Source organism: Massilia cavernae (assembly GCF_003590855.1).
Taxonomy (GTDB): domain Bacteria; phylum Pseudomonadota; class Gammaproteobacteria; order Burkholderiales; family Burkholderiaceae_D; genus Telluria_A; species Telluria_A cavernae.
This window is the reverse complement of the sequence record NZ_QYUP01000093.1, coordinates 1-21,106: the sequence shown is the minus strand read 5'-3', so window position 1 is coordinate 21,106 and position 21,106 is coordinate 1. Positions and strand designations below refer to the sequence as shown.

General features: G+C 65.9%; 20 protein-coding genes. 11 read left to right on the top strand and 9 right to left on the bottom strand.

Annotated features, from left to right (window positions below):
* Positions 1–169 precede the first annotated feature (169 nt).
* Both D3872_RS09850 and D3872_RS09845 read right to left on the bottom strand, forming a co-directional pair.
* The gene (locus D3872_RS09850; protein ID WP_119810608.1) at positions 170–1,018 is read right to left on the bottom strand and encodes a DUF817 domain-containing protein; all 849 of its coding nucleotides are present in this window, start codon (positions 1,016–1,018) and stop codon (positions 170–172) included.
* A gap of 54 nt (positions 1,019–1,072) precedes the next feature.
* Positions 1,073–1,474: a hypothetical protein gene (locus D3872_RS09845; protein ID WP_119810607.1), complete on the bottom strand. Its 402-nt coding sequence runs from the start codon at positions 1,472–1,474 to the stop codon at positions 1,073–1,075.
* A gap of 24 nt (positions 1,475–1,498) precedes the next feature.
* Between D3872_RS09845 and D3872_RS09840 the strand changes: the two genes are divergently transcribed.
* Positions 1,499–2,584, top strand: a complete 1,086-nt coding sequence (locus D3872_RS09840) for an App1 family protein phosphatidate phosphatase (protein ID WP_147373848.1) — start codon at positions 1,499–1,501, stop codon at positions 2,582–2,584.
* A 12-nt stretch (positions 2,585–2,596) separates the two neighbouring features.
* Here the strand turns inward: D3872_RS09840 and D3872_RS09835 are convergent, their stop codons facing one another.
* From D3872_RS09835 to copC, 4 genes are all read right to left on the bottom strand, one after another.
* The gene (locus D3872_RS09835; RefSeq protein WP_229459248.1) at positions 2,597–4,672 is read right to left on the bottom strand and encodes a bifunctional diguanylate cyclase/phosphodiesterase; all 2,076 of its coding nucleotides are present in this window, start codon (positions 4,670–4,672) and stop codon (positions 2,597–2,599) included.
* Positions 4,673–4,802: 130 nt separating this feature from the next.
* Entirely contained in the window at positions 4,803–5,006 is a 204-nt protein-coding gene (locus D3872_RS09830) for a hypothetical protein (protein ID WP_119810605.1), read from the bottom strand.
* 109 nt (positions 5,007–5,115) lie between these two features.
* Entirely contained in the window at positions 5,116–6,009 is an 894-nt protein-coding gene (locus D3872_RS09825) for a CopD family protein (protein WP_119810604.1), read from the bottom strand.
* A 3-nt stretch (positions 6,010–6,012) separates the two neighbouring features.
* A complete protein-coding gene (gene copC, locus D3872_RS09820) occupies positions 6,013–6,384 on the bottom strand; it encodes a copper homeostasis periplasmic binding protein CopC (RefSeq protein WP_229459247.1) in 372 nt (123 codons plus the stop codon).
* Positions 6,385–6,700: 316 nt separating this feature from the next.
* On the opposite strand from copC, the gene D3872_RS09815 reads away from it, so the two are divergent.
* The 8 genes from D3872_RS09815 to D3872_RS09780 all read left to right on the top strand — a co-directional run bounded on the left by D3872_RS09815 (position 6,701) and on the right by D3872_RS09780 (position 14,678).
* Positions 6,701–7,519, top strand: a complete 819-nt coding sequence (locus D3872_RS09815) for a GNAT family N-acetyltransferase (protein ID WP_119810620.1) — start codon at positions 6,701–6,703, stop codon at positions 7,517–7,519.
* Positions 7,519–8,454, top strand: a complete 936-nt coding sequence (locus tag D3872_RS09810) for a 2-hydroxyacid dehydrogenase (protein ID WP_119810603.1) — start codon at positions 7,519–7,521, stop codon at positions 8,452–8,454. Before D3872_RS09815 ends, D3872_RS09810 begins: the two co-directional genes overlap by 1 nt.
* 145 nt (positions 8,455–8,599) lie before the next feature.
* Positions 8,600–9,979, top strand: coding sequence for an aspartate aminotransferase family protein (locus D3872_RS09805; RefSeq protein ID WP_119810602.1), 1,380 nt, complete (start codon positions 8,600–8,602; stop codon positions 9,977–9,979).
* A 77-nt stretch (positions 9,980–10,056) separates the two neighbouring features.
* A complete protein-coding gene (locus D3872_RS09800; protein ID WP_119810601.1) occupies positions 10,057–10,554 on the top strand; it encodes an Lrp/AsnC family transcriptional regulator in 498 nt (165 codons plus the stop codon).
* A gap of 178 nt (positions 10,555–10,732) precedes the next feature.
* Positions 10,733–11,833, top strand: coding sequence for a tartrate dehydrogenase (locus D3872_RS09795; protein WP_119810600.1), 1,101 nt, complete (start codon positions 10,733–10,735; stop codon positions 11,831–11,833).
* Between the two features lie 15 nt (positions 11,834–11,848).
* Complete coding sequence (locus tag D3872_RS09790; RefSeq protein ID WP_119810599.1) at positions 11,849–13,330, top strand: NAD-dependent succinate-semialdehyde dehydrogenase; 1,482 nt, start codon at positions 11,849–11,851, stop codon at positions 13,328–13,330.
* Positions 13,327–14,289: a M14 family metallopeptidase gene (locus D3872_RS09785; RefSeq protein ID WP_119810598.1), complete on the top strand. Its 963-nt coding sequence runs from the start codon at positions 13,327–13,329 to the stop codon at positions 14,287–14,289. The genes D3872_RS09790 and D3872_RS09785 overlap by 4 nt, the downstream gene beginning before the upstream one ends.
* Positions 14,290–14,315: 26 nt before the next feature.
* The gene (locus D3872_RS09780; RefSeq protein ID WP_220476917.1) at positions 14,316–14,678 is read left to right on the top strand and encodes a cupin domain-containing protein; all 363 of its coding nucleotides are present in this window, start codon (positions 14,316–14,318) and stop codon (positions 14,676–14,678) included.
* 15 nt (positions 14,679–14,693) lie between these two features.
* Here D3872_RS09780 and D3872_RS09775 read toward each other — a convergent pair whose 3' ends face one another.
* Genes D3872_RS09775 through D3872_RS09765 form a run of 3 tightly spaced genes read right to left on the bottom strand, consistent with a single transcriptional unit; the run spans position 14,694 to position 18,088 of the window.
* Positions 14,694–16,112, bottom strand: coding sequence for an aspartate ammonia-lyase (locus D3872_RS09775; RefSeq protein WP_119810596.1), 1,419 nt, complete (start codon positions 16,110–16,112; stop codon positions 14,694–14,696).
* A gap of 33 nt (positions 16,113–16,145) precedes the next feature.
* Complete coding sequence (locus D3872_RS09770; RefSeq protein WP_119810595.1) at positions 16,146–16,853, bottom strand: hypothetical protein; 708 nt, start codon at positions 16,851–16,853, stop codon at positions 16,146–16,148.
* A gap of 23 nt (positions 16,854–16,876) precedes the next feature.
* Positions 16,877–18,088 (bottom strand): acetyltransferase domain-containing protein, encoded by a 1,212-nt coding sequence (locus D3872_RS09765; protein ID WP_119810594.1) that lies wholly within the window; start codon positions 18,086–18,088, stop codon positions 16,877–16,879.
* A 309-nt stretch (positions 18,089–18,397) separates the two neighbouring features.
* Between D3872_RS09765 and D3872_RS09760 the strand changes: the two genes are divergently transcribed.
* Positions 18,398–19,987, top strand: coding sequence for an ABC transporter substrate-binding protein (locus D3872_RS09760; protein ID WP_119810593.1), 1,590 nt, complete (start codon positions 18,398–18,400; stop codon positions 19,985–19,987).
* A 121-nt stretch (positions 19,988–20,108) separates the two neighbouring features.
* A partial coding sequence (locus tag D3872_RS09755; RefSeq protein WP_182915753.1) for a PepSY-associated TM helix domain-containing protein occupies positions 20,109–21,106 on the top strand: 998 nt, incomplete at its 3' end.

Here is a 21,106-nt window from a genome sequence, read left to right as displayed (position 1 = left end):
GGTGTCTCCTGGAGTTGTCGTGATCGGTGGCGGGCGCCCCGAAAGTCCTTATTTTGCTCAGCCAGTCATCAGTCGTCGTATGACTAAGTTCAAGTATATCAATTCGGCTGGAATGCGCAACCTGTCTTAAAACAAATAAATCCTCAGGCAACCGGTGAAGCTGCCGGGATTATTTGCGGTGGAAATGGATTTTGGCTTTGATATGCTTGAGGTTGGCCACGATCGTGAAGGTCATGATCACCAGCAGCGACCACGAACTCCATTTGCTGACGTGGACCACCGACCACGCCCCCAGCTGGTTGGGGTAGCGCCATACACCCCAGAAAGTGCCGATGTTCTCGGCCAGCCAGATGAAGAAGCCGATCAGCAGGAAGCTCAGCATCAGCGGCATCCGGCGCTCGCGGTCGAGCGGACGGAACACCACCGAGGTGCGCAAATACAGGCCCACCGCCACGGCGGCCAGGTACCAGCGGTAGTCGCCGATGTAATGGTGGGTAAAGAAGTTAGCGTAGATAAGGATGGCGATCGCCGCCGCCATCCAGTACGGCGGATGGCGGTGCACCCGCAAGTCGAACAGGCGCCAGGCCTGCACCACGTAGCTGCCCACCGCCGCGTACATGAAACCGGCGAACAGCGGCACGCCGAGCACCTTGGTGTAGGCAAAGTCCGGGTAGCTCCATGACTTGATACCGCCCGAGACCTTGAACGCCTCGAGCGCGAAGCCCACCACGTGGAACAGGCAAATAGCCTTCAGCTCGTCCTTCGTCTCGAGGCCGGACAGGACCATCCAGGCCTGGATCAACAGCGCCCAGACCAGCAGCACGTCGTAGCGCGGCATCCCGCCAAGGCCGGAGCGCGGGATCAGCATGACGGCCGCCAGGAACAGCCCGACGAACAGGCAGGCGCGCGCCTCCTTGATGCCAAAGTAAAGGAATTCGGCCAGGCCGCGGCGCCAGCCGTCCAGTTCGCGCGCCCGCGTGTCCAGCAGGTGCCCGTCGATTGCAGCCAGTACCTTCATCGCGCCATACAGCTTCCCCGCCCCGCAAGAGTGTGTTCTTCGGACGAATTTACATTAATACATGGATGGATGCACCAAGAAAATCCCGGCTCCCATACCGGGCGTCGGCCTATCGCCGAGGTAAAGGATAATGTTCAATTCGAATAACGCAGGAAGCGCCATGCCCTTCTTGATCACCACCCGCGCGGGATTCGACGATATCGTGGCCCGCGTCGCGTCGGCGGGCGCTGTGCTCCCCTGAATCCCGGCCTGGCCTCCGAATCCGAAATCGCCCGCCTGCGCGACGCCGGGGCGACGGTCGGCGTCCTGGAGCACGCGGTCGATCCGCCACCACGCGATGAACTGGAGCCGGCCCTGCTTTCGGCGAGCGGACCTGTATGGGTCGAACACGCGGCCGGCGAGCGCCCGGAACAGCCGGCGCGCGACAGCACCGTGGTCCGCGAGCCCCGATTTCACCGCAAGCTGGCCAGGACCGCCGGCATGTTCGCCAGCGCCGCACTGCGCCGCCTTCGCGCTCCCGGAACGGGACGCAGCCTCATGGCCCTGCCCTACCTCGGTTTCGGCAACGCCGGCAAGCTTTGGATCAAGGGCCGCGTGCTGGACGAACCCGGTTTCCGCGAGCAGACCAGCGAGGACAGCCGGTGGCGCAACATGCTGGCGCTGTACCAGCGGCTCGATTCCGACGAAGTGGAAGGCGCCCGCGTGCGCGCGACCTTCCAGGGACAAAGCGTCGACACCGTGACGGACAGCGGCGGCTATTTTTCATTCGAGCTCACGCCGGCGGCATCGGCCGGCCCCGGATGGCAGGCGGTGGAGCTGGAGCTGCCCGGCACCCGCGGCGCGGACGGCCAGCCGATGCGGACCAGCGCCGAGGTGCTGGTGCCGCCGCCCACGGCGCGCTTCGGCATCATCAGCGATATCGACGACACGGTGTTGTGGACCAACGTCACCAACAAGCTGAATATGGCCCTGATGCTGGCGCGCTCCAATGCGCACACGCGCAAGCCGTTCAAGGGCGTCGCCGCCTTCTACCGCGCGCTGAACCGCGGCGCCGGAGGCGATGAAGGCAATCCGGTGTTCTATGTCTCCAGCAGCCCGTGGCACCTGTTCGGGCCGCTGGTCGAGTTCATGCGCCTGCAGGGGCTTCCCCTCGGCCCGCTGCTGCTACGCGAACTTGGCGTGCGCGATGTGTTCAGGCCGGCCAGGCACACCAGCCACAAGCTCGACAAGATTGAACTGATCATGAGCTATTACCCCAAGCTGCAGTTCGTGCTGATCGGCGACAGCGGCGAGCGGGATCCGGAGATTTACGCCGAAGTCGTGCGGCGCCATCCGCAGTCGGTGCGGGTCATCTACATCCGCAACGTGAATCCCGACCCGTCGCGCATCGAGGCGCTGGACCGGCTGATCGAGGAGGTCAGCGCCACCGGCACCCAGCTGATCCTGGCGCCGGACAGCGTGTTCGCCGCGGCGCACGCGGCGGCCGAAGGCCTGATCCACGTCGACCAGCTGGCGGCGGTGCGCTCGGATAAAAAAGAGGATGACCGCTCGCTGCCGGCCGCCTGAACGCAGTGCGGCCTAGTGGATATGGCGGGCAAAATTACCGAAATGCTCTTCGCTGATGGCCGGCTCGTACAGGAAGCCCTGATAGCCGAAGCAGCCTGCCTCCGACAGGAACTCGCGCTGTCCCTGGGTTTCCACACCCTCCGCGATCACCTGCAGGCCCAGCGTGCTGCCCAGCGCGATGATGGAGCGCACGATGGCGGCGTTGTCCGGGTCCGCCAGCACGTCGCGCACGAAGGTATGGCCGATCTTCAGCTGAAAAATCGGCAACTGGCGCAGATAGCTGAGCGACGAATAGCCGGCGCCGACATGGTCGAGCGAGAAGCGCACACCCAGCCGCGACAGCGCCACCATCTGCTCGGACACGCGCGGGAAATCGCTCATCACCAGGCCTTCCGCCACCTCGAAGCGCAGCTTCGACGGATCGGCGCCGGTCTCGCGGATGGCCGCCCCGACCAGCTCCGCCAGGCTCGCCTCGGCCAGCTGGCGCAGGCCGAGGTTGATCGACAGGGTCAGGTGCGCCGTCTCAGGGCTCTTCTGCCAGATCGCCAGCTGGGCACATGCGGTATGCAATACCCACGCGCCGATGTCGACGATCAGGCTGGTCTCCTCGGCGGCGCGGATAAATTCGCTTGGCAGCAGCAGCTTGCCGTCCGGGCGGCGCCAGCGCAGCAGCGCTTCGGCGCCGATCAGCTGGTTTGCGCCATCGAGCTGGGGCTGGTAGTAAAGGACGAACTCGTTGTTGACAAGGGCGCAGCGCAAGCTCGCTTCGAGCTCGGTCTTGGCGGTCCATGCCGCCTGCCTGTCGGGGTCGAAGAAACGGTAGGTATTGCGGCCCGAGGCCTTGGCCTGGTACATCGCGCTGTCAGCTTCCGACAGCGCGGATTCGACCGTGTGGAAGGCGCCGCAGATCAGGGCGATGCCGATGCTGATCGATACGGTGCAGCTGAAACCGGCCAGCTGGAATGGCGTCTCCATCGCCGCCACCACCTTGGCGGCCACGGCTTCGGCCTGCGACGCGGCCAGCTCCAGCGATTCGTCACCCGGCGGAATCAGGATCACGAACTCGTCGCCGCCAAGGCGCGCCACCAGGTCGGCTTCGCGGATGCTGTGTTCGAGGCGCCGCGCCGCAGCCTGCAGCAGCATGTCGCCCACCGCATGGCCGTGGGTGTCGTTGAGCGTCTTGAAGTGATCGAAGTCGCAGAACATCAGCGCGCCGAACTTGCGCGAACGTGCGCTGCCCAGCAGCGCGCGGCGCAGATGGTCGAGCAGGTTGGTGCGGTTGGCCAGTCCAGTGAGCGAATCGTAGAACGCCATGTGGAAGATCTGGTCGTCGCGGCGTTTGCGTTCGGTGATGTCGGTACTGATGCACATGATCTTGTCGACGGTGCCGGCGCGCTCGTCTGCCCTCAGCAGCGTCCAGCGGCTGTCGACGTACACCGTGGCGCCGTCGCGCCGGTGGTACGACAGTTCGCCGCTCCACTGCCCCTCGGCCAGCGTCGCCTCGAGGGCCGTGTCGAATGCTTCCAGGTCGCCGCGCAGCAGGTCGCACACGCGCTGGCCGCTCACCTCGCTGTCATCCCATCCGTACAGGCGTTCCGCGCCCTTGTTCCAGTAAGTGATGCGGTGGGCGGCGTCGGTCACCACGATGGCGTCGCGTGCCTTGTCGAGCAGCGCCCCCTGCTCCATCAGCTTCAGGTCGGCCTCCTTGACCCGCGTGAAGTCGACCATGAAGCCCTGGATGGCGGCCACCTGGCCGGCATCGTCCAGCACCGCAGCGCCCTGCTCCCACACCCACTTGACGGCGCCGTCCGCGTCGACGATCCGGTAGGTAAGCTCGAGCGACTTCCCCTTCGACAGGCAATCGTAGACGGCGTTGGACACGGCGTCGCGGTCGCCCGGGTGGATCAGGGAACCGAAGGTGAGGGAGGACCGGGTGGTGAACGCGGAAGCGGGATAGCCGCTCAGCTTTTCAATGCCGGCGCTGATGAATTCCATCCGCCAGGGATGGCGAGGCTCGCATTTATAGACGGCGCCCGGCAGGTTTTCCAGCAGCAGGTCAAGTGAAATGACCTGGGAACTGATCGACAAGCAGTTTGAAGGACTGGCAGTGAAGTTCACGATATTCATCCGGCGACGGGAACTGGATATATTAATCTTTTTTCAACATAACCAAAATCAAAATTCCAGATCCGCAAGAAAAATTCGCATCCATACAACGTCACCCCAGCCATGGGTGCAACAGCACGCGAAGCAGCGCGCAGCCAAGGATGGCGAGCAGCATCACGCCCAGCAGCACAAACAGGAAGTCGGCCAGCAGTTTCCCCAGTGTCCGGCCGAGTCGGACAGGCAGGCGGGCAACGCCGGCAAGCCTGCCATGCGCGTTTTGGGGTGCTTGAGGGTAGTTGAGCGGTTGGGTTTCCATCGGTGCGGGCTGGGCATGTCACGGGCGAAGCGTGATTGTGCCCTGCCGATCGCCGCCATTTTCCGCGAATTGTCACATTTGCATAAATACAACGGGCAGCGGCAAGGTGTTACTGCGCGGCAGGCGGCTGCTGAGAGGTCAGCATGGCGGCCGCCAGCAGCGCACCGAACAGCAATACCGATTCGATCCTCAGCAGCAGGATCACGCGGTCCATCATCGGCGAGGATGATCGCGCCCCGGGGAATCCGGCGAACTTGTTGTAGGCGCCGATCAGCACCGCACCCGCAACCAGCGCCACCTTGACGGTGAGGGTCATGCCGTAGCCCGGGTCCGCCAACTCGGCCACGGCATTGAGCCGCTGCCAGGAATTGTAGATGCCGCTTGCGACAATGCCCGCCAGCGCTACGCCGGCCCACGTCGACAGCGAGTCGAGGTAGGCATGCAAGGCCGCGTCCCGGCGCCCGGCGCGCGGCAGGACCACCCAGGCGGCGACCGCCACCCCGCCCGTCCACAAGGCGATCAACACCAGGTGCGCCAGTTCGATCGCCATGTCGATGCTCAAGAGGCCGTGTTCGCCCGCATGGCTGACCGAGGCGCGGCTGGCCGCGAACACCAGCAGCAAGATCGCGATGGCCGCGCCGAAGCGCGCGGTGCCGCGCGACGCCAGCCTGAATGCGATCACCAGCGCCAGCGCCATCGCGCCCATGCAGGCGGCCTGTCCCACGCTGGTGCCGCTCACCATCAGCGGTATGGCGGGCACCGCTTCTGCCAGCGGCACGCCGGCCATGACGGCCGCCGCGGCCCACACGGCGCCGCAGGTGGCCAGCATGCACAGTAGCGCCGCCGCGCCCTCGCCGCGATCGAGCAGGCCGTTCACCGGCCGCTGCCACGGGGCTGCCGCCGTGCGCAGCCAGTAGCGCGCACTTGCCGTGCCCACCATGCAAGCGAAGCTGGCATTGAGCAGGAAGGTGAACACCACTTGCGGCAGCGAGACGGCGTCCATCGCTTACTTGACCGAAAACTTGAACGCGCCTGTGCGGCGGTGGCCGTCGCGGCCGACGGCAACCCATTCGACCTTGTAGGCGCCGGCCGCCAACGCCGGAACCTCGATGTGCATGACGGCGGGATTGGCCGCGTCGACGCGCGGCTTGCCGGTGGCGACCGCATTGCCGGCGGCATCCTTGACCGCCGCGGAGCTGAATGCGGTTTCGATCTTTTCGTTGAAGGTCAGCGCGATTTCCTTCGGCGCCGCGTCGAGCACGGCGTCGGCGGCGGGCACCGACGCCTTCAGTGCGGCGTGCGCGGCGGCCAGCGGACTGGCCAGGGCGGTCGCGGCAAGGATGCAGCCCATGGCTGCCAGGCGGGAAAGCATGTTCATGTGGGTTCCTTGTCAGGTTAAACAGTGTCAACGGCACCAACTGTAAGCCTTGACACCAGGGGAGAGTCAAGCGTTTTTGGCACAACAAGATAAGCCGCAAAAATCGGATGGCTATTCCGCAGTTTGTGCTGAAACGCCGATGCCGCGCGCGACATCGTTGCGTTCTTCCGCAAGGGCGTTTGCGGCGCTGGTGCGCGGCCTTCGCGGCAGGTAGTATCACGTCGATCCGCACCAGAAATGCGGCGGGCGGCAATGCTACAAACAGGAGGAAAACGTGAACAACCAGGATGCCCGGGCCGGCATAAATTTCCGGCGCATGAACGAATCGGATGTGGAAGCGGCCCACAAGCTGTCGCTCGCGGTGCGCTGGCCGCATCGCGTGCAGGACTGGAAGTTCATCCAGCGCCTGGGCGCCGGCTATGTGGCCGAAGACGACAATGGCGTGGTCGGCACAGCCATGTGCTGGAGCCACGGCACCGAGTACGCCTCGGTCGGCATGGTGATCGTCGGCACCGACTGGCAGCGCAAAGGCATCGGCAAGCGCATGATGGGCATGGTCATGGGTGAACTGGGCAAGCGCAACGTGCTGCTCCACTCCACCGACGCCGCCAGGGAACTGTACCAGCGCATGGGCTTTACACCGGTCGGCGCCGTCCACCAGCACCAGGGCACCGTGTTCGAAGCCAAGCTGGTGCCGCTGCAGTCCGGCGAACGGGTGCGGCCGATGGGCTCGCGCGACCAGCCCAAGCTGGCGGCGCTGGCCGCGCGCGCATCCGGCATGCCGCGCGGGACCGTGCTGGCGGCGCTGCTGGAGACCGCCGAATGCGTGGTGCTCGACCGCTACGACGAACTGATCGGCTGCGCCATGTTGCGCCGTTTCGGCCACGGCTATGCGATCGGCCCGGTCATCGCACCTGACATCGACCGCGCCAAGACCCTGATCAGCCACTGGACCGGCACCTACGCCGGCTCGTTCGTGCGCATCGACGTGCCGGCCAACAGCGGCCTGAGCCCATGGCTGGACGAGCTCGGGCTGGTGCAGGTAGACACCGTCCACACGATGGTGCGCGGCGAACCGCCGCCGCAGGATCCGGCCATGCACGTGTACGCGATCATCAACCAGGCGCTGGGCTGATGACGCCGCGCGGCGTCTTCCTGTACAAGGCCGATCCGGTGCGCGGCGCCGAGTGGGCCGCCTGGTTCGCCCAAAAAGCGCCGGAACTCGAATTTTGCCAGTGGCCGTATGAGGGCGATCCGGCCCGCGTGCGCTACCTGGCCGCGTGGGAGCCGCCCGCCAGCCTGGCCGCCTTCCCCAAGCTCGAACTGCTGTTCTCCGTCGGCGCCGGCATCGACCAATTCGACTTTTCCCTGATCCCCGACACGCTGCCCGTAGTGCGCATGGTCGAACCGGGCATCGTCGGCGGCATGGTGGAATACGCGACCCTCGCGGTACTGTCGCTGCACCGCGAGTGGCTGACCTACCGCGCGCAGCAGCAGGCCGCGCAGTGGCAGCCTTTGCGCGTGCTGCCAGCCGGCGCGCGCCGGGTCGGCATCATGGGCCTGGGCGTGCTGGCGCAGGCCGTGCTGGCGCAGATGAAGGCCCTCGGTTTTCCCTGCGCCGGCTGGAGCAGCTCCCAGCACGCGATCGACGGCGTCGAATGCTACTCCGGCGCCGCCGGCCTGCCCGCCTTCCTGGCGCGCACCGACATCCTGGTCTGCCTGTTGCCGCTGACTGCATCCACCCGCGGCATCCTGTGCCAGGACTTGTTCCGCCAGCTGCCGCATGGCGCCATGCTGGTCAACTGCGGGCGCGGCGGCCACCTGGTGCAGGAAGACCTGCGCCAGGCGCTCGACAGCGGCCAGCTGGCGCAGGCGGTGCTCGACGTCTGCGAGCCGGAACCGCTGGCACCAAAGCACTGGCTGTGGAGCCACCCGCGCGTCATGCTGACGCCCCACATCGCCAGCATGACCCAGCCCGAAACCGCGGTCGACGTCGTGCTGGACAACATCCGCCGCCACCGCAGCGGCGCGCCGCTGACAGGCCTGGTGGAGCGCGATCGCGGCTACTGAACGCGCGCCGCAGACGGCGCAGCAGAATATGCCGAACCCGTCGGTAAAAAACAATAACCGCACGATTCAGGCCCGCCACAATGCAAGCTCCCGCTTGACTACCGGTCCTATGATGGTTCCATCGCACTCACACGGACCCTTTACCATGTCAAGCCACTATCTCCAGGCACTCGACCGCCAGCACCTGATCCATCCAGTCACCAATTTCCACGGCCACGAAAAGCGCGGCGCCACCATCCTCGCCTCCGGCAAGGGCTCGTGGCTGCGCGATAACGACGGCAACGAACTGCTCGACGCCTTCTCGGGCCTGTGGTGCGTGAACACCGGCTACGGCGTCGAGAGCATCGTGCGCGCCGCCACCGAGCAGATGCAGCGCCTGCCCTACGCGACCGGCTACTTCAGCTTTGGATCCGAGCCGGCGATCCGGCTGGCGGCAAGGCTGGTCGAACTGGCGCCGGCGTCGCTGGAGCGCGTCTACTTCACCCAGGGCGGTTCGGACGCGGTCGACGCCGCGATCCGCTACATCGCCTATTACTACAACGCGCTCGGCAAGCCGTCCAAGAAGCACTTCATCGCGCTCGAGCGCGGCTACCACGGCTCGTCCTCGACCGGCGCCGGCCTGACTGGCCTGCCTGTGTTCCACCGCAATTTCGACCTGCCGAAGGAAAACCAGCACCACATCGCTTCGCCCTACCCTTACCGCAACCCGGCCGGCCAGGACGACACGGCGATCATCGCGGCATCGGTGCAGGCGCTGCGCGACAAGGTGGCCGAACTGGGCGCCGACAACGTGGCCGCATTCTTCTGCGAGCCGATCCAGGGTTCCGGCGGCGTGATCGTGCCACCGGTTGGCTGGCTGAAGGCGATGCGCGAGGCCTGCCGCAGCCTGGACATCCTGTTCGCCGTCGACGAAGTCATCACCGGCTTCGGCCGCACCGGCCCGATGTTCGCGTGCGAGGCCGAGCAGGTCGATCCGGACCTGATGACGGTGGCGAAAGGCCTGACCGCCGGCTACTCGCCGATGGGCGCGCTGCTGATGTCCGAGGCGATCTACCAGGCCATCGCCGATGCGGCCGGCCCCGACCTCGCGGTCGGCCACGGACAGACCTATTCGGCCCACCCGGTCAGCGCGGCCGTCGGCCTCGAAGTGCTGCGCCTGTACACGGAAGGCGGCCTGCTGGCCAACGGCGTGGCGCAGACCCCGCATTTCACGCGCGGCCTGCAGGAACTGTTGTCGCACCCGCTGGTGGGCGACGCCCGCAGCCGCGGCCTGGTCGGCGCACTGGAACTGGTCGCCGACAAGGACAGCAAGCGCCGCTTCGATCCCGCGCTGCGCCTGCCGGACCGCATCTCCGAAGCGGCCTACCGCAACGGGCTGGTGTTCCGCGCCTTCGGCGACAGCATCCTCGGCTTCGCGCCGGCGCTGTGCTACACCGCCGACGAATTCGGGCTGCTGTTCGAGCGCCTGAAAGCCACGCTGGACCAGGTTCTTGAACAGCCGGAAGTGCGAAAATCCCTTAGCTGAAGCGTGTTGCCGAGCCGCTTGCGCTCCTGCTACAATGGTCCGCAACAGTTGTAAGAAATCAACGTTCAAGGAGTGGTATGCTGGGTAGTGCCTTTAAGCTCGACAGGATCGATATCCGTATCCTGTCGCATCTCCAACAGAGCGGGCGGATCGCCAACGTCGACCTGGCCGACGCAGTCGGCCTCTCCCCCAGCCCGTGCCTGATCCGCGTGAAGCGGCTGGAAAAAGGCGGCTACGTCACCGGCTACGGCGCCCACGTCGAAATGGAAAAGATCGGCACGGTCCAGCTGGTGTTCACCCAGGTGACGCTGTCGGACCACCGGCGCGAGGACTTCGCCAAGTTCGAGGCGGCGATCCGCAAGGTCGACGAGATCATCGAATGCCACCTGGTCAGCGGCGGCTTCGACTACCTGCTCAAGTTCGTCACCACTGGCGTGGTGCATTACCAGACCATCATCGAAGGGCTGCTCGACTCGCACATCGGGATCGAGAAATACTTCAGCTACATCGTCATCAAGTCGCCTTTCACCAAGAACTACTACCCGGTCGAAAAGCTGTTCAACCAGCCCGGCTGACCACTGCCTCCGCCGCCTCCGCCAAGAGCCGGCTTCCCGCCTTCCACGGCGCGGCACAAAATGCCGCCGCCGCGCCAAATACACAATTTCCGCCGTTTCATCGGGGCCAATATGCGCGCTCGCACTGTCCGCGCGTGGCTACCATAGAGGTCAGTCCAACCTCACCCAAGGCCACACCATGACCCCAGCATTCAAGATCGCCGTGATCCCCGGCGACGGCATCGGCAAGGAAGTGATCCCGGAAGGCCTGCGCGTGCTCGACGCGGCCGCCCAGCGCTTCGGTATCCAACTCGAGTACCGGCACATCGAATGGGCCAGCTGCGACTACTATGCGCAAACCGGCAAAATGATGCCGGACGACTGGAAAGACCAGCTCTCTGGCATGGACGCGATCTTCTTCGGCGCCGTCGGCTGGCCCGACACGGTGCCCGACCACATTTCGCTGTGGGGATCGCTGATCAAGTTCCGCCGCGAGTTCGACCAGTACATCAACCTGCGCCCGGTGCGCCTGTTCGAAGGCGTGCCCTGCCCGCTGGCCGGGCGCAAGCCGGGCGAGATCGATTTCATCGTGGTGCGCGAAAACACCGAAGGCGAATATTCGTCCGTCGGCGGTATCTCGTACGAAGGCACCGAGCGCGAAGTGGTAGTGCAGCAGTCGGTGCACTCGCGCATCGGCACCGACCGCGTGATGAAGTTCGCCTTCGAGCTGGCGCGCCAGCGCGAGCGCAAGGAAGTCACGGTGGCCACCAAGAGCAACGGCATCTCGATCAGCATGCCATGGTGGGACGGACGCGCCGCCGAAATGGCGAAACAGTATCCCGACGTAGCGTGGGACAAGCAGCACATCGATATCCTGTGCGCGCGCTTCGTGCTGCAGCCGCAGCGCTTCGACGTGGTGGTCGGCTCCAACCTGTTCGGCGACATCCTGTCCGACCTCGGTCCGGCATGCACCGGCACCATCGGCCTGGCGCCGTCGGCCAGCATGAACCCGGAACGCAAGTTCCCTTCGCTATTCGAACCGGTGCATGGGTCCGCGCCTGACATCTACGGCAAGAACATCGCCAACCCGATCGCCATGATCTGGTCCGCCGCACTGATGCTCGACTTCCTGGGCAACAGCGAAGGCGCCGGCCGCGCCGCCCACGACGCCATCGTGAAAGCCATCGAGACCGTGCTGGCGCAGGGACCGCGCACGCCCGACCTGGGCGGCGCCGCCAGCACCACCGACCTGGGCAAAGCCATCGCCGCCCTGGTCGCATCCGATACCAAGCAAAACTAACCTGACGGAGGCCACATGCCCTTGCAACTGACACGTTCGGAACTGCAGTGTTCCGGTAACTTCATCAACGGCGAATGGCGTCCTGCCAATGCCGGCAACCAGTACGGCGTGGCCGACCCGGCCAGCGGCACGGTGTTCGCCAGCATCGCCGACAGCGATGCGCAAGACGCCGCAGCCGCGGTCGACAGCGCCGCCGCCGCATTCGAGGCCTGGCGCGGCCGCACCGCGCGCGAGCGCGCCCAGCTGGTCAAGCGCTGGCATGCGCTGATCCTCGCCAACGCCGAAGACCTGGCGCGCCTGATCTCGCGCGAGCAGGGCAAGCCGCTGGCCGAAGCGCGCGGCGAAGTCGGCTACGGCGCCTCCTACGTCGAATGGTTTGCCGAGGAAGCGGTGCGCGCCTATGGCGACATGATCCCCGAGCCTGCGCGCGGCAAGAAAATGCTGGTGGTGAAGGAGCCGGTCGGCGTCGTCGCGGCCATCACCCCGTGGAACTTCCCGCTGGCGATGATCGCCCGCAAGATCGCCCCGGCGCTCGCCGCCGGCTGCACGGTGGTCGCCAAGCCGGCCGAAGACACGCCGCTGACCGCGCTCGCGCTGGTGCAGCTGGCCCACGAGGCAGGCATTCCGGCCGGCGTGGTCAACATCGTCACCGCCTCGCGCGCCCAGACCCCGGTGGTGGTCGGCGCCTGGCTGGCCGATTCGCGCGTGCGCAAGATCACCTTCACCGGTTCGACCGCGGTCGGCAAGAGCCTGGCGCGCGATTCCGCCGCCACGCTCAAGACACTGTCGCTCGAACTGGGCGGCAATGCGCCCTTCGTCGTGTTCGACGACGCCGACCTGGGCGCCGCGGTTGACGGCCTGATGGCGGCCAAGTTCCGCAATGGCGGCCAGACCTGCGTCAGCCCGAACCGCGTGTACGTGCAGCGCAAGGTGTACGATGCCTTCGCCGACAGGCTGGTGGCGCGGGTGTCGTCGCTGGTGGTCGGACCGGCCACCGATCCGGCCGCGCAAATCGGCCCGATGATCAACGAACGCGCGCTGGACAAAATCGTGCAGCACGTCGGCGATGCGATCGAACGCGGCGCCTCGCTGCTCACCGGCGGCAAGCGCCTGCAGCCCGAGGGCTCCGCCGGCACCACTTTCTACGCGCCTACCGTGCTGGGTAATGCGACCCGCGACATGCTGCTGGCGAGCGAAGAGACCTTCGGCCCGGTGGTGGCGCTGTTCCCCTTCGACGACGAGGACGAAGTGGTCCGCCTGGCCAACGACACCCCGTTCGGCCTGGCCTCCTACTTCTATTCGCGCGACATCGCCCGCGTGTGGCGCGTGGCGGACCGGCTGGAGAGCGGCATCGTCGGCATCAACGAGGGTGCGCTGGCGGCGGAATCCGCGCCTTTCGGCGGCATCAAGGAATCCGGCTACGGCCGCGAAGGCTCGCGCTATGGACTGGAGCACTACATGCACACCAAATACCTCTGCATGGGCGGTATCAAGTGAGCGAACAGGAAAAGTACCCGATCGAAGTGGAGTTCCCCGACCTGCGCGCCTACGCTGAAGGAAATGCCGGAATCCCCTACGTGTACAGCTACGACAGCGGCGTGCCGGGCAAGCACACCATGATCAATGCCCTCACCCATGGCAACGAGGTGTGCGGCGCGATCGCGGTGAAGGGCCTGCTCGACGCCGGCGTGCGGCCGCGCCGCGGCCGGATCACGCTGTCGTTCGCCAACGTCGAAGCTTACCAGCGCTTCGATCCCGAGAAACCCGACGCTTCGCGCTTCGTCGACCAGGATTTCAACCGGGTGTGGACCGGGGCGGCGCTGGATGACGAAAGCCGCGATTCGAGCGAACTGCGGCGCGCCCGCGCGCTGCGGCCGATGCTCGACAGCGTCGACCTGCTGCTCGACCTGCATTCGATGCACGAGCGCTGCGCGCCCCTGAATGTGTGCGGCCCGCTGGACAAGGGCATCGCCCTCGCCCGCAAACTGGGCTCGCCAAGCTGGATCATCAGCGACGAAGGCCATCCCGAAGGCCGGCGCATGCGCGACTACGGCGATTTCGGCAATCCTGCAAGCGACAAGAACGCCCTGCTGATCGAGTGCGGCCAGCACTGGGAAGCGGCCGCCGTCACTGTGGCGAAAGACAGCTGCGCGCGCTTCCTGCTCGCCGCCGGCAACCTTGACGCGGCCGACCTGCCGGCCGGCTGGCTGGTGCCGGATGCGGGCGAACCGCGCGTGGTGCGCGTGACCGAGCCTATCGTCGCGAAGAGTATCGATTTCCGCTTTGCCGGCCCGTACAAGGGCCTTGAAACCTTCCCAGCCGCCGGCAGCGTGATCGGCTGGAACGAAGGCGTGCCCGTACAGACGCCCTACCCCGGCTGCGTGCTGGTAATGCCGTCGCTGCGCCAGGTGCGTGCCGGCGTCACGGTCGTCCGCTTCGGCCGGCTGCTCGATTGATTTGTCCACCCAACCAAGGAAACATGATGACCCAAATGATCCGTTTTAACGATATCGAACCGAAAATCACCGAGCAGTTCCCGGATGAAGACAAGCGCATCAAGGGCAAGCCGCTGCGCACCAGCCAGGAGTATTTCGCCAACGCCGTGCACGGCGTGCGCGCCGGCACCTGGAAGGCCGAAGCGGGATCCTACCGCATCGAACTGGCCGACACCAAGCACGAGTTCTTCCACATCCTGACCGGCAAGGTGCAGATCGCGCTGCCGGACGGCTCGGGCGTCAAGGAATACGCGGCCGGCGACACCGGCATCATTCCGCCGGGCTTCAAGGGCATCTTTGAGATCGTTGTACCAGCCAGCAAGTTCTGGGTGGTGACCGAACGCAGCTAAGCGTCCGGTCGTAGATCAGGCCGCGCGCGGCCTGGTCAGCAGTTCAGGGCGCAGCAGTTCGTCGATCTGCGCCCCGCTCATCCATCCCTTCTCCACCACCAGTTCCGCAATGCCGCGTCCCGTGGCGATGGCCTCGCTTGCGATCGCGCTGGTGCGGATATAGCCCAGGCTCGGGTTGAGCGCGGTGGCAAGTCCCGCCGAGGTCATCACCGTGGCGCGCAGCTGCTCCGGGTTGGCCGTGATGCCGCGGATGCAGCGCGTTTCCAGCAGCGTGCAGCCGGCACGCAGGTGTTCCAGGCTCTTGAACAGGCTGAAGGCGATCACCGGTTCGAAGGCGTTCAACTGCAGCTGGCCCGCTTCGGCCGCAAGGCTGACGGTCAGGTCGTTGCCGATCACTTCGAAAGCGATCTGGTTCACCACTTCCGGAATCACCGGGTTGACCTTGCCCGGCATGATGCTCGACCCCGCCTGCATCGGCGGCAGGCCGATGTCGGCAAAGCCGGCGCGCGGGCCGGAGGCGAGCAGGCGCAGGTCATTGCACACCTTGGATAGCTTGATCGCGGTGCGCTTGAGGACCGCCGACAGCGCGACGAAAGCGTCGGTGTCCTGGGTGGCGGCCACCAGGTCTGGCGCCGTGTGCAGGTCAAGGCCGGTGATATGAGCCAGCTCGGCGCGCACCACGGCGGTATAACCGGGCGGCGCATTGATGCCGGTGCCGATGGCAGTGGCGCCCAGGCTGATCTCGCGCAGCGGCAGCAGCGCGGCGCGCAGCGCGCGCTCGTCGCCGGCCAGCATCGCGCCATAGCTGGCGAATTCCTGGCCAAGGGTCATCGGCACCGCGTCCTGCAGCTGGGTGCGGCCCATCTTCAGCACGCTCGCGAAGGCGTCGGCCTTGTCCTCGAACGCCAGCCGCAGCGCGTGCATGGCGTCGAGCAGACGCAGGCTGGCGGCGTGCATGGCCAGCTTGAGGGCGCTGGGGTAGACGTCGTTGGTGCTCTGCGACAGGTTCACGTCTTCGTTCGGGTGCAGGCGTGTATAGTCGCCGCGCATATGCCCCATCAGCTCGAGCGCGCGGTTGGCGATCACCTCGTTGGCATTCATGTTGGTTGAAGTGCCGGCGCCGCCCTGGATCATGTCGACCGCGAACTGGTCGTGCAAGGCGCCGGCGCGGATCTCTTCGCAGGCGCGCACGATCGCCGCCGCCTTGCCCGGGTCCAGCACGCCGAGCGTGCAGTTGGCCTGCGCCGCGGCCTGCTTGATGCTGGCCAGCGCTTCCACCAGGTCGGGATAGCGCGCCAGGACAACCCCGCTGACCGGGAAGTTCTCGATCGCGCGCAGGGTGTGCACACCGTAGCTGGCGGTGGCAGGTACAAGGCGTTCGCCCAGCAGGTCGTATTCGGTCCGGTAGTCCGGCGCCGTGCTTGTCATCGTCATTGTGTTCTCCGTGTCCGCCTTGGGCGGCTTTGTTCAGCGCATCAGTTGAATGCCGAAATAGAAAATTGCCTGGTTCTGTGTGGCGTCGTGCGGGTGCAGGTCGCGCCCGGCGCTGGCGTCAAGGATCACATCCTCCGCCAGGCGCCACTTGAAGCCGAGGTTGACCTCCGTGTGTCCGATCTGGCGCCGGGCCACGCTGTGCTGCACCTCGGCCCGGCATTCCACCGCAGGCAGGCAGTCGTTGGTGAGCTTGACGCCGGCCAGCCATTCATCGTCGCCATGCTCGATCAGGTTGCGGCCCGCCTCGGCATAAATGCCGGTCACACCGCGCTTGTAGCCAAGCAGCAGCGGCAGCGCAATGCTGCGTCCCGGTTCCACCAGGCCGCGCCGCTCGGCGCTGGACGACAGGTTCCAGCTGAAGGCCGGCATCAGGCCAAGGTCGACGCCGCTTTCGTCCTGGTCGGCGAAGCGCCATTTCACGCCCGCCGTCGCGCTGCCCCAGCCGCTCACCGAGGCCTGGCCGCGCTCGCGCAGCTGGACACGGCGCACCCCAAGCACGAGCTGGGTGTTCGCGCCGGCGCCGTAATTCAGCTCGGATTCGGGCGCGCCCAGTTCCCAATTGCCGCTACTGCGCTGGGCGCCGATACCGGCTTTGATTTCCCACTTGCCGCTGCCCGGAGTGCCGGTGTCCTCGACGGCTGCCACGTTTGCAGTGGCGGCCGCCAGAATCAGCGCAGCCACGGCTTTGCCTCGTGGCCCCGGCATCAGAAATACCTCACCCACGCCTGGCTGGAGGTCCGTTTGAAGCGTGCGAAGGCGCGGCACGGGACGTACAGCACCGGCATCAGCACCACCGACAGCACCCAGATCGGCCAGACGGAATCCACCCCGAAGCGCTCGCCGTGATTGGCGCCGAATACCGCCACCAGCACGTGCTGCAGGCCGAGCAGCAGGTACAGGTGAAGCAGGTAGTAGAACATCGGCGCGCCGCCGAAGGTGGCGCAGGCCCGGGTGAACCAGTTGTCGATCTTTTCGAAGTACGCGAGTCCCAGCATGGCCACGCCGAGCGTCAGCAGCAGGAAGTCGAGTGACGGTGGATATTTGGTGAAGTTAAAGAACGACATCACGGTCTGGATCGCGGTATCGCCGTGCACCCATGGCAGGTTCTCGCCGTAGATATTGAAGCCGCGCAGGACTGCAAGCAGGAGCAGGCAACCGACGCCGAGCATGCGCAGCAGCCGCTGGCGGCGTTCCGGCGCCATGACGGCGGAATACAGCGGACCGGCAGCGTAGCCGACCAGGATCACGCCTACCCAAGGCAGCAGCGGGTAGGTGACCTTCAGCTTCATCACGCCTTCGGGAATCAGGAAGCCGCGGTGCAGCAGGACGGTCCATACGTAGTAGGCGAAAGTACCCGGCTCGAAGCTCATCCAGGTCAGCGCGTTATGGCCGAACACGATGGCCAGTCCGACCGCGCCGAGCACCTTGAGCGGCAGGCGGTGGACCAGCGCAAGGATGATCATCGCCAGCCCGATCACCCAGATCACCTGCAGGTAGATCACCGGCGATGGAATCTTGCCGGACCAGGCGAAGTTGACGAACACGAGTTCCAGGAAGATCAGCAGCATGCCGCGCTTGACCAGGAAGCCGGTGGCGTTGCGCGGGCCGGCGGCCGGGTGGGCGTACAGCCAGGCCGACAGGCCGGTCAGGAACACGAACACCGGCGCGCAGAAATGGGCAGCCATGCGGGTGAAGAACAATTCGGGTGCGGTCGCCTGCACGTCCATCGGGTCGCCGACCTGCATGTGCAGGTAGATTGTTTCGCGCACATGGTCGAACAGCATGATCAGCATGATCAGGCCGCGCATCACGTCGATGACGGCGATCCGCGAGCGCACCAGCTTCGCAGCTGCGGTGTCGACGCGGGCGGCGGCGGCTGTCGTGGCCCCGCTGGTATAAATATAGGTCTGGTCCATCTGTTTCGCCCTCGTTTTCTAATTGATAACGAACTGCCATGTAGAGGTATGTTGCCTGCATTACCACCTGATTCATTGTACGGAGCAAGTTCGGATTTTTCTGCTTAGTTGCTAGCATGCGACGACATTTCGCCACCGAAGAAACGCGACTGGCGGCATTTTGTACGGCGCCGGCAAGGGCAGCAATCTATGCTGTACAAGGCGTGAAAACCAATCGAATATACGCTGGCCGGGCTTGCAAACGCGACAATCGCGCCGCTCATGTGTGATGTAATCGTAGTACTGTTTTACTGCCCACAAGGAATACCGATGACCGAAGCGACTACCCTGAACGGCGCTGATTGCGGCGATGGCGATAGCGGCGAGATGTCGCGCCGCACCCTGTTGCGGGCGCTGCTGGCCGGAAGCATGGCGGCCGGGGCCGGGCTGCCCTACGCCGCCCACGCCGCCGCTGCGCAGCCGCGCAAGGGCGGGCGCCTGACGGTGGCCACGCAGTCAAGCTCCACCGCGGACACGCTCGATCCTGCCAAGGGTTCGCTGTCGACCGACTATATCCGCGCCCACCTGTTCTATAGCGGCCTGACTTCGCTCGACGTGAAGATGGCGCCGCGGATGGCGCTGGCCGAATCGTTCGACACCAGCGACGCCATCACCTGGACGGTCAGGCTGCGCAAGGGCGTCCACTTCCACGACGGGAAGCCGCTCACCGCGGCCGACGTGGTGTATTCGCTGAACCGCCACAACGACCCGGCGGTCGGCTCGAAGGTTGCCTCGCTGGCGCAGCAGTTCGACTCGGTGCGCGCCACCGGTCCCGGAATGGTCGAGATCGTGCTCAAGGGCGCCAACGCCGACCTGCCGGTCCTCCTCGCCACCGCGCCCTTCGTCATCATCGCCGAAGGCACCAGGGCCTTCACCAAGGCGAACGGCACCGGCGCCTTCCGCTGCAAGGAATTCACGCCCGGCGTACGCACCGTCGCCGTGCGCAACCCCAACTACTGGAAGCCCGGCCTGCCCTACCTCGACGAAGTCCTGCTGTTCGGGATTCCCGACGAATCGGCGCGCGTCAACGCGCTGCTGTCGGGCGACGTCGACTGGATCAATGAAGTCAATCCGCGCTCCACCAAGCGGATCAAGGGTACCCAGGGTTACGCGCTGCTCGAATCGCAATCGGGCCTGTACACCGACCTGATCATCCGCCAGGATATGGGCATCGGCCGCAATCCCGATTTCACGCTCGGCATGAAATACCTGATCGACCGCGAGCAGATCAAGCGCGCCGCATTCCGCGGTTACGCGGTCATCGGCAACGACCAGCCGATCGCCCCCAACAACCGCTTCTACTTCGCCGGCCTGCCGCAGCGCCAGCACGACCCCGACCGCGCCCGCTTCCACCTGAAGCGCGCGGGCGCGCTGGGCATGAAGCTGCCGCTGGTGTGCTCGGTCGCCGCGTCCGGTTCGGTCGACATGGCCATGCTGATGCAGCAGTCGGGGATGAAGGCTGGCCTGAACCTCGTGGTCAAGCGCGTATCGGCCGACGGCTACTGGTCCAACCACTGGATGAAATCGCCCATGGGCTTCGGGAACATCAACCCGCGTCCAAGCGCGGACGTGCTGTTCACCCAGTTCTTCAAGTCCGACTCGGCATGGAACGAGTCGGGCTGGAAGAACGAGCAATTCGACCAGTTGCTGGTGTTGGCGCGCGCCGAGACCGACGAGGACAAGCGACGCAGGATGTACGCCGACATGCAGGTGCTGGTGCACGAGAAATGCGGCATCGGCATCCCGGTCTTCATCACCAACCTGGAGGGCGTCAGCGCGCGCATCCGCGGCGTTTCGTCGCACCCGCTCGGCTCCTTCATGGGCTACACCTTCGCCGAACACGTCTGGCTCGCAGCTTGACCTCACTGGAGAATCCGATGCACCCGATGATCAAACTGATGTTTGCGCTGTGCATTGCATTCTTCGGCGCCGACGCCAAGGTACGCGTGTCCGGCTTCCACGAAAAGCTGTACCGCGCATCGTGAAACGAAGCAGCCGCCTGCGTGGCCACATCCTGCAGGCGCACCGCTGGACCGGCCTTGGCGCCGGACTGGCGTTCGTCGTGGTGGCCGGCACCGGGGCCGGCCTGGCGTTCCGCGAACAGCTTGAACCCCGCCTTTCACCCGGGCTTCTGACCGCGCCCGCCTGTACTTCTCCCCAAAGCCTCGATGCGATCGTCGCCAGCGCCCGCGCCGCCAACCCCGGCGGCGGCGCCCTCAAGGCCGTGCGGCTGTACCGGGACCCGCAAGCTACCGTGCGGGTGCGCTTCAGCGACGGCCAATGGATCTACGCCGATCCGTGCAGCGCCCGCGTCACGGGCCGGCGGGCCTTGTATGGCGGGCCGTTCGGCCTGCTGGCGCGGTTGCATATCTTCGAATATACGGGGGCGCCCGATCCCATTGCGGGCAGCCTGGCGCTGCTGTTCGCGGCTGCCACGCTGGGGGGCGGCTTCGCAGCGTGGCGCCTGGCCACAGTGCGGCGCGGCGCCCACCAGCGCGTGGCCATATATGCTGCGCCTATCCTGCTCATCAGCGCCGTCACCGGCATGGCGCAAGCCTTCCACTGGGGCCAGGCTGCGCCCGTGCCAGCCGTGGCTGCGGAGGGAAATCCGCTGCCCCTTGCCGACCTGCTGGCGCGCGCCCAGGCGCTGGTGCCGCAGGCGCAGAAAGTGCAGATCCGCTTCCCGGCTACTCCGCAAAGCCCGATGGTCTTTGAGATGGTGGCGCGGGACGCACCTCATGCCAACGCGCTCAGTTATGTCCAGCTTGACCCAAGTAGCGGCGCCCTTTTGCGCCACATCCCACATTCGGAAAGCACAACGGCACACAAGCTGAGCCTGCTGGCGGCCGGTGTGCACTATGGATGGGTGGGCGGGGTTGCCGCACAGTTGCTGCTGCTGGGCGGCGCCCTCTCGGTGCCCTTCCTGGCATGGACCGGTACCGCCGGCTGGCTGCGCGCACGCCGCCGCCGGCGCCAGCT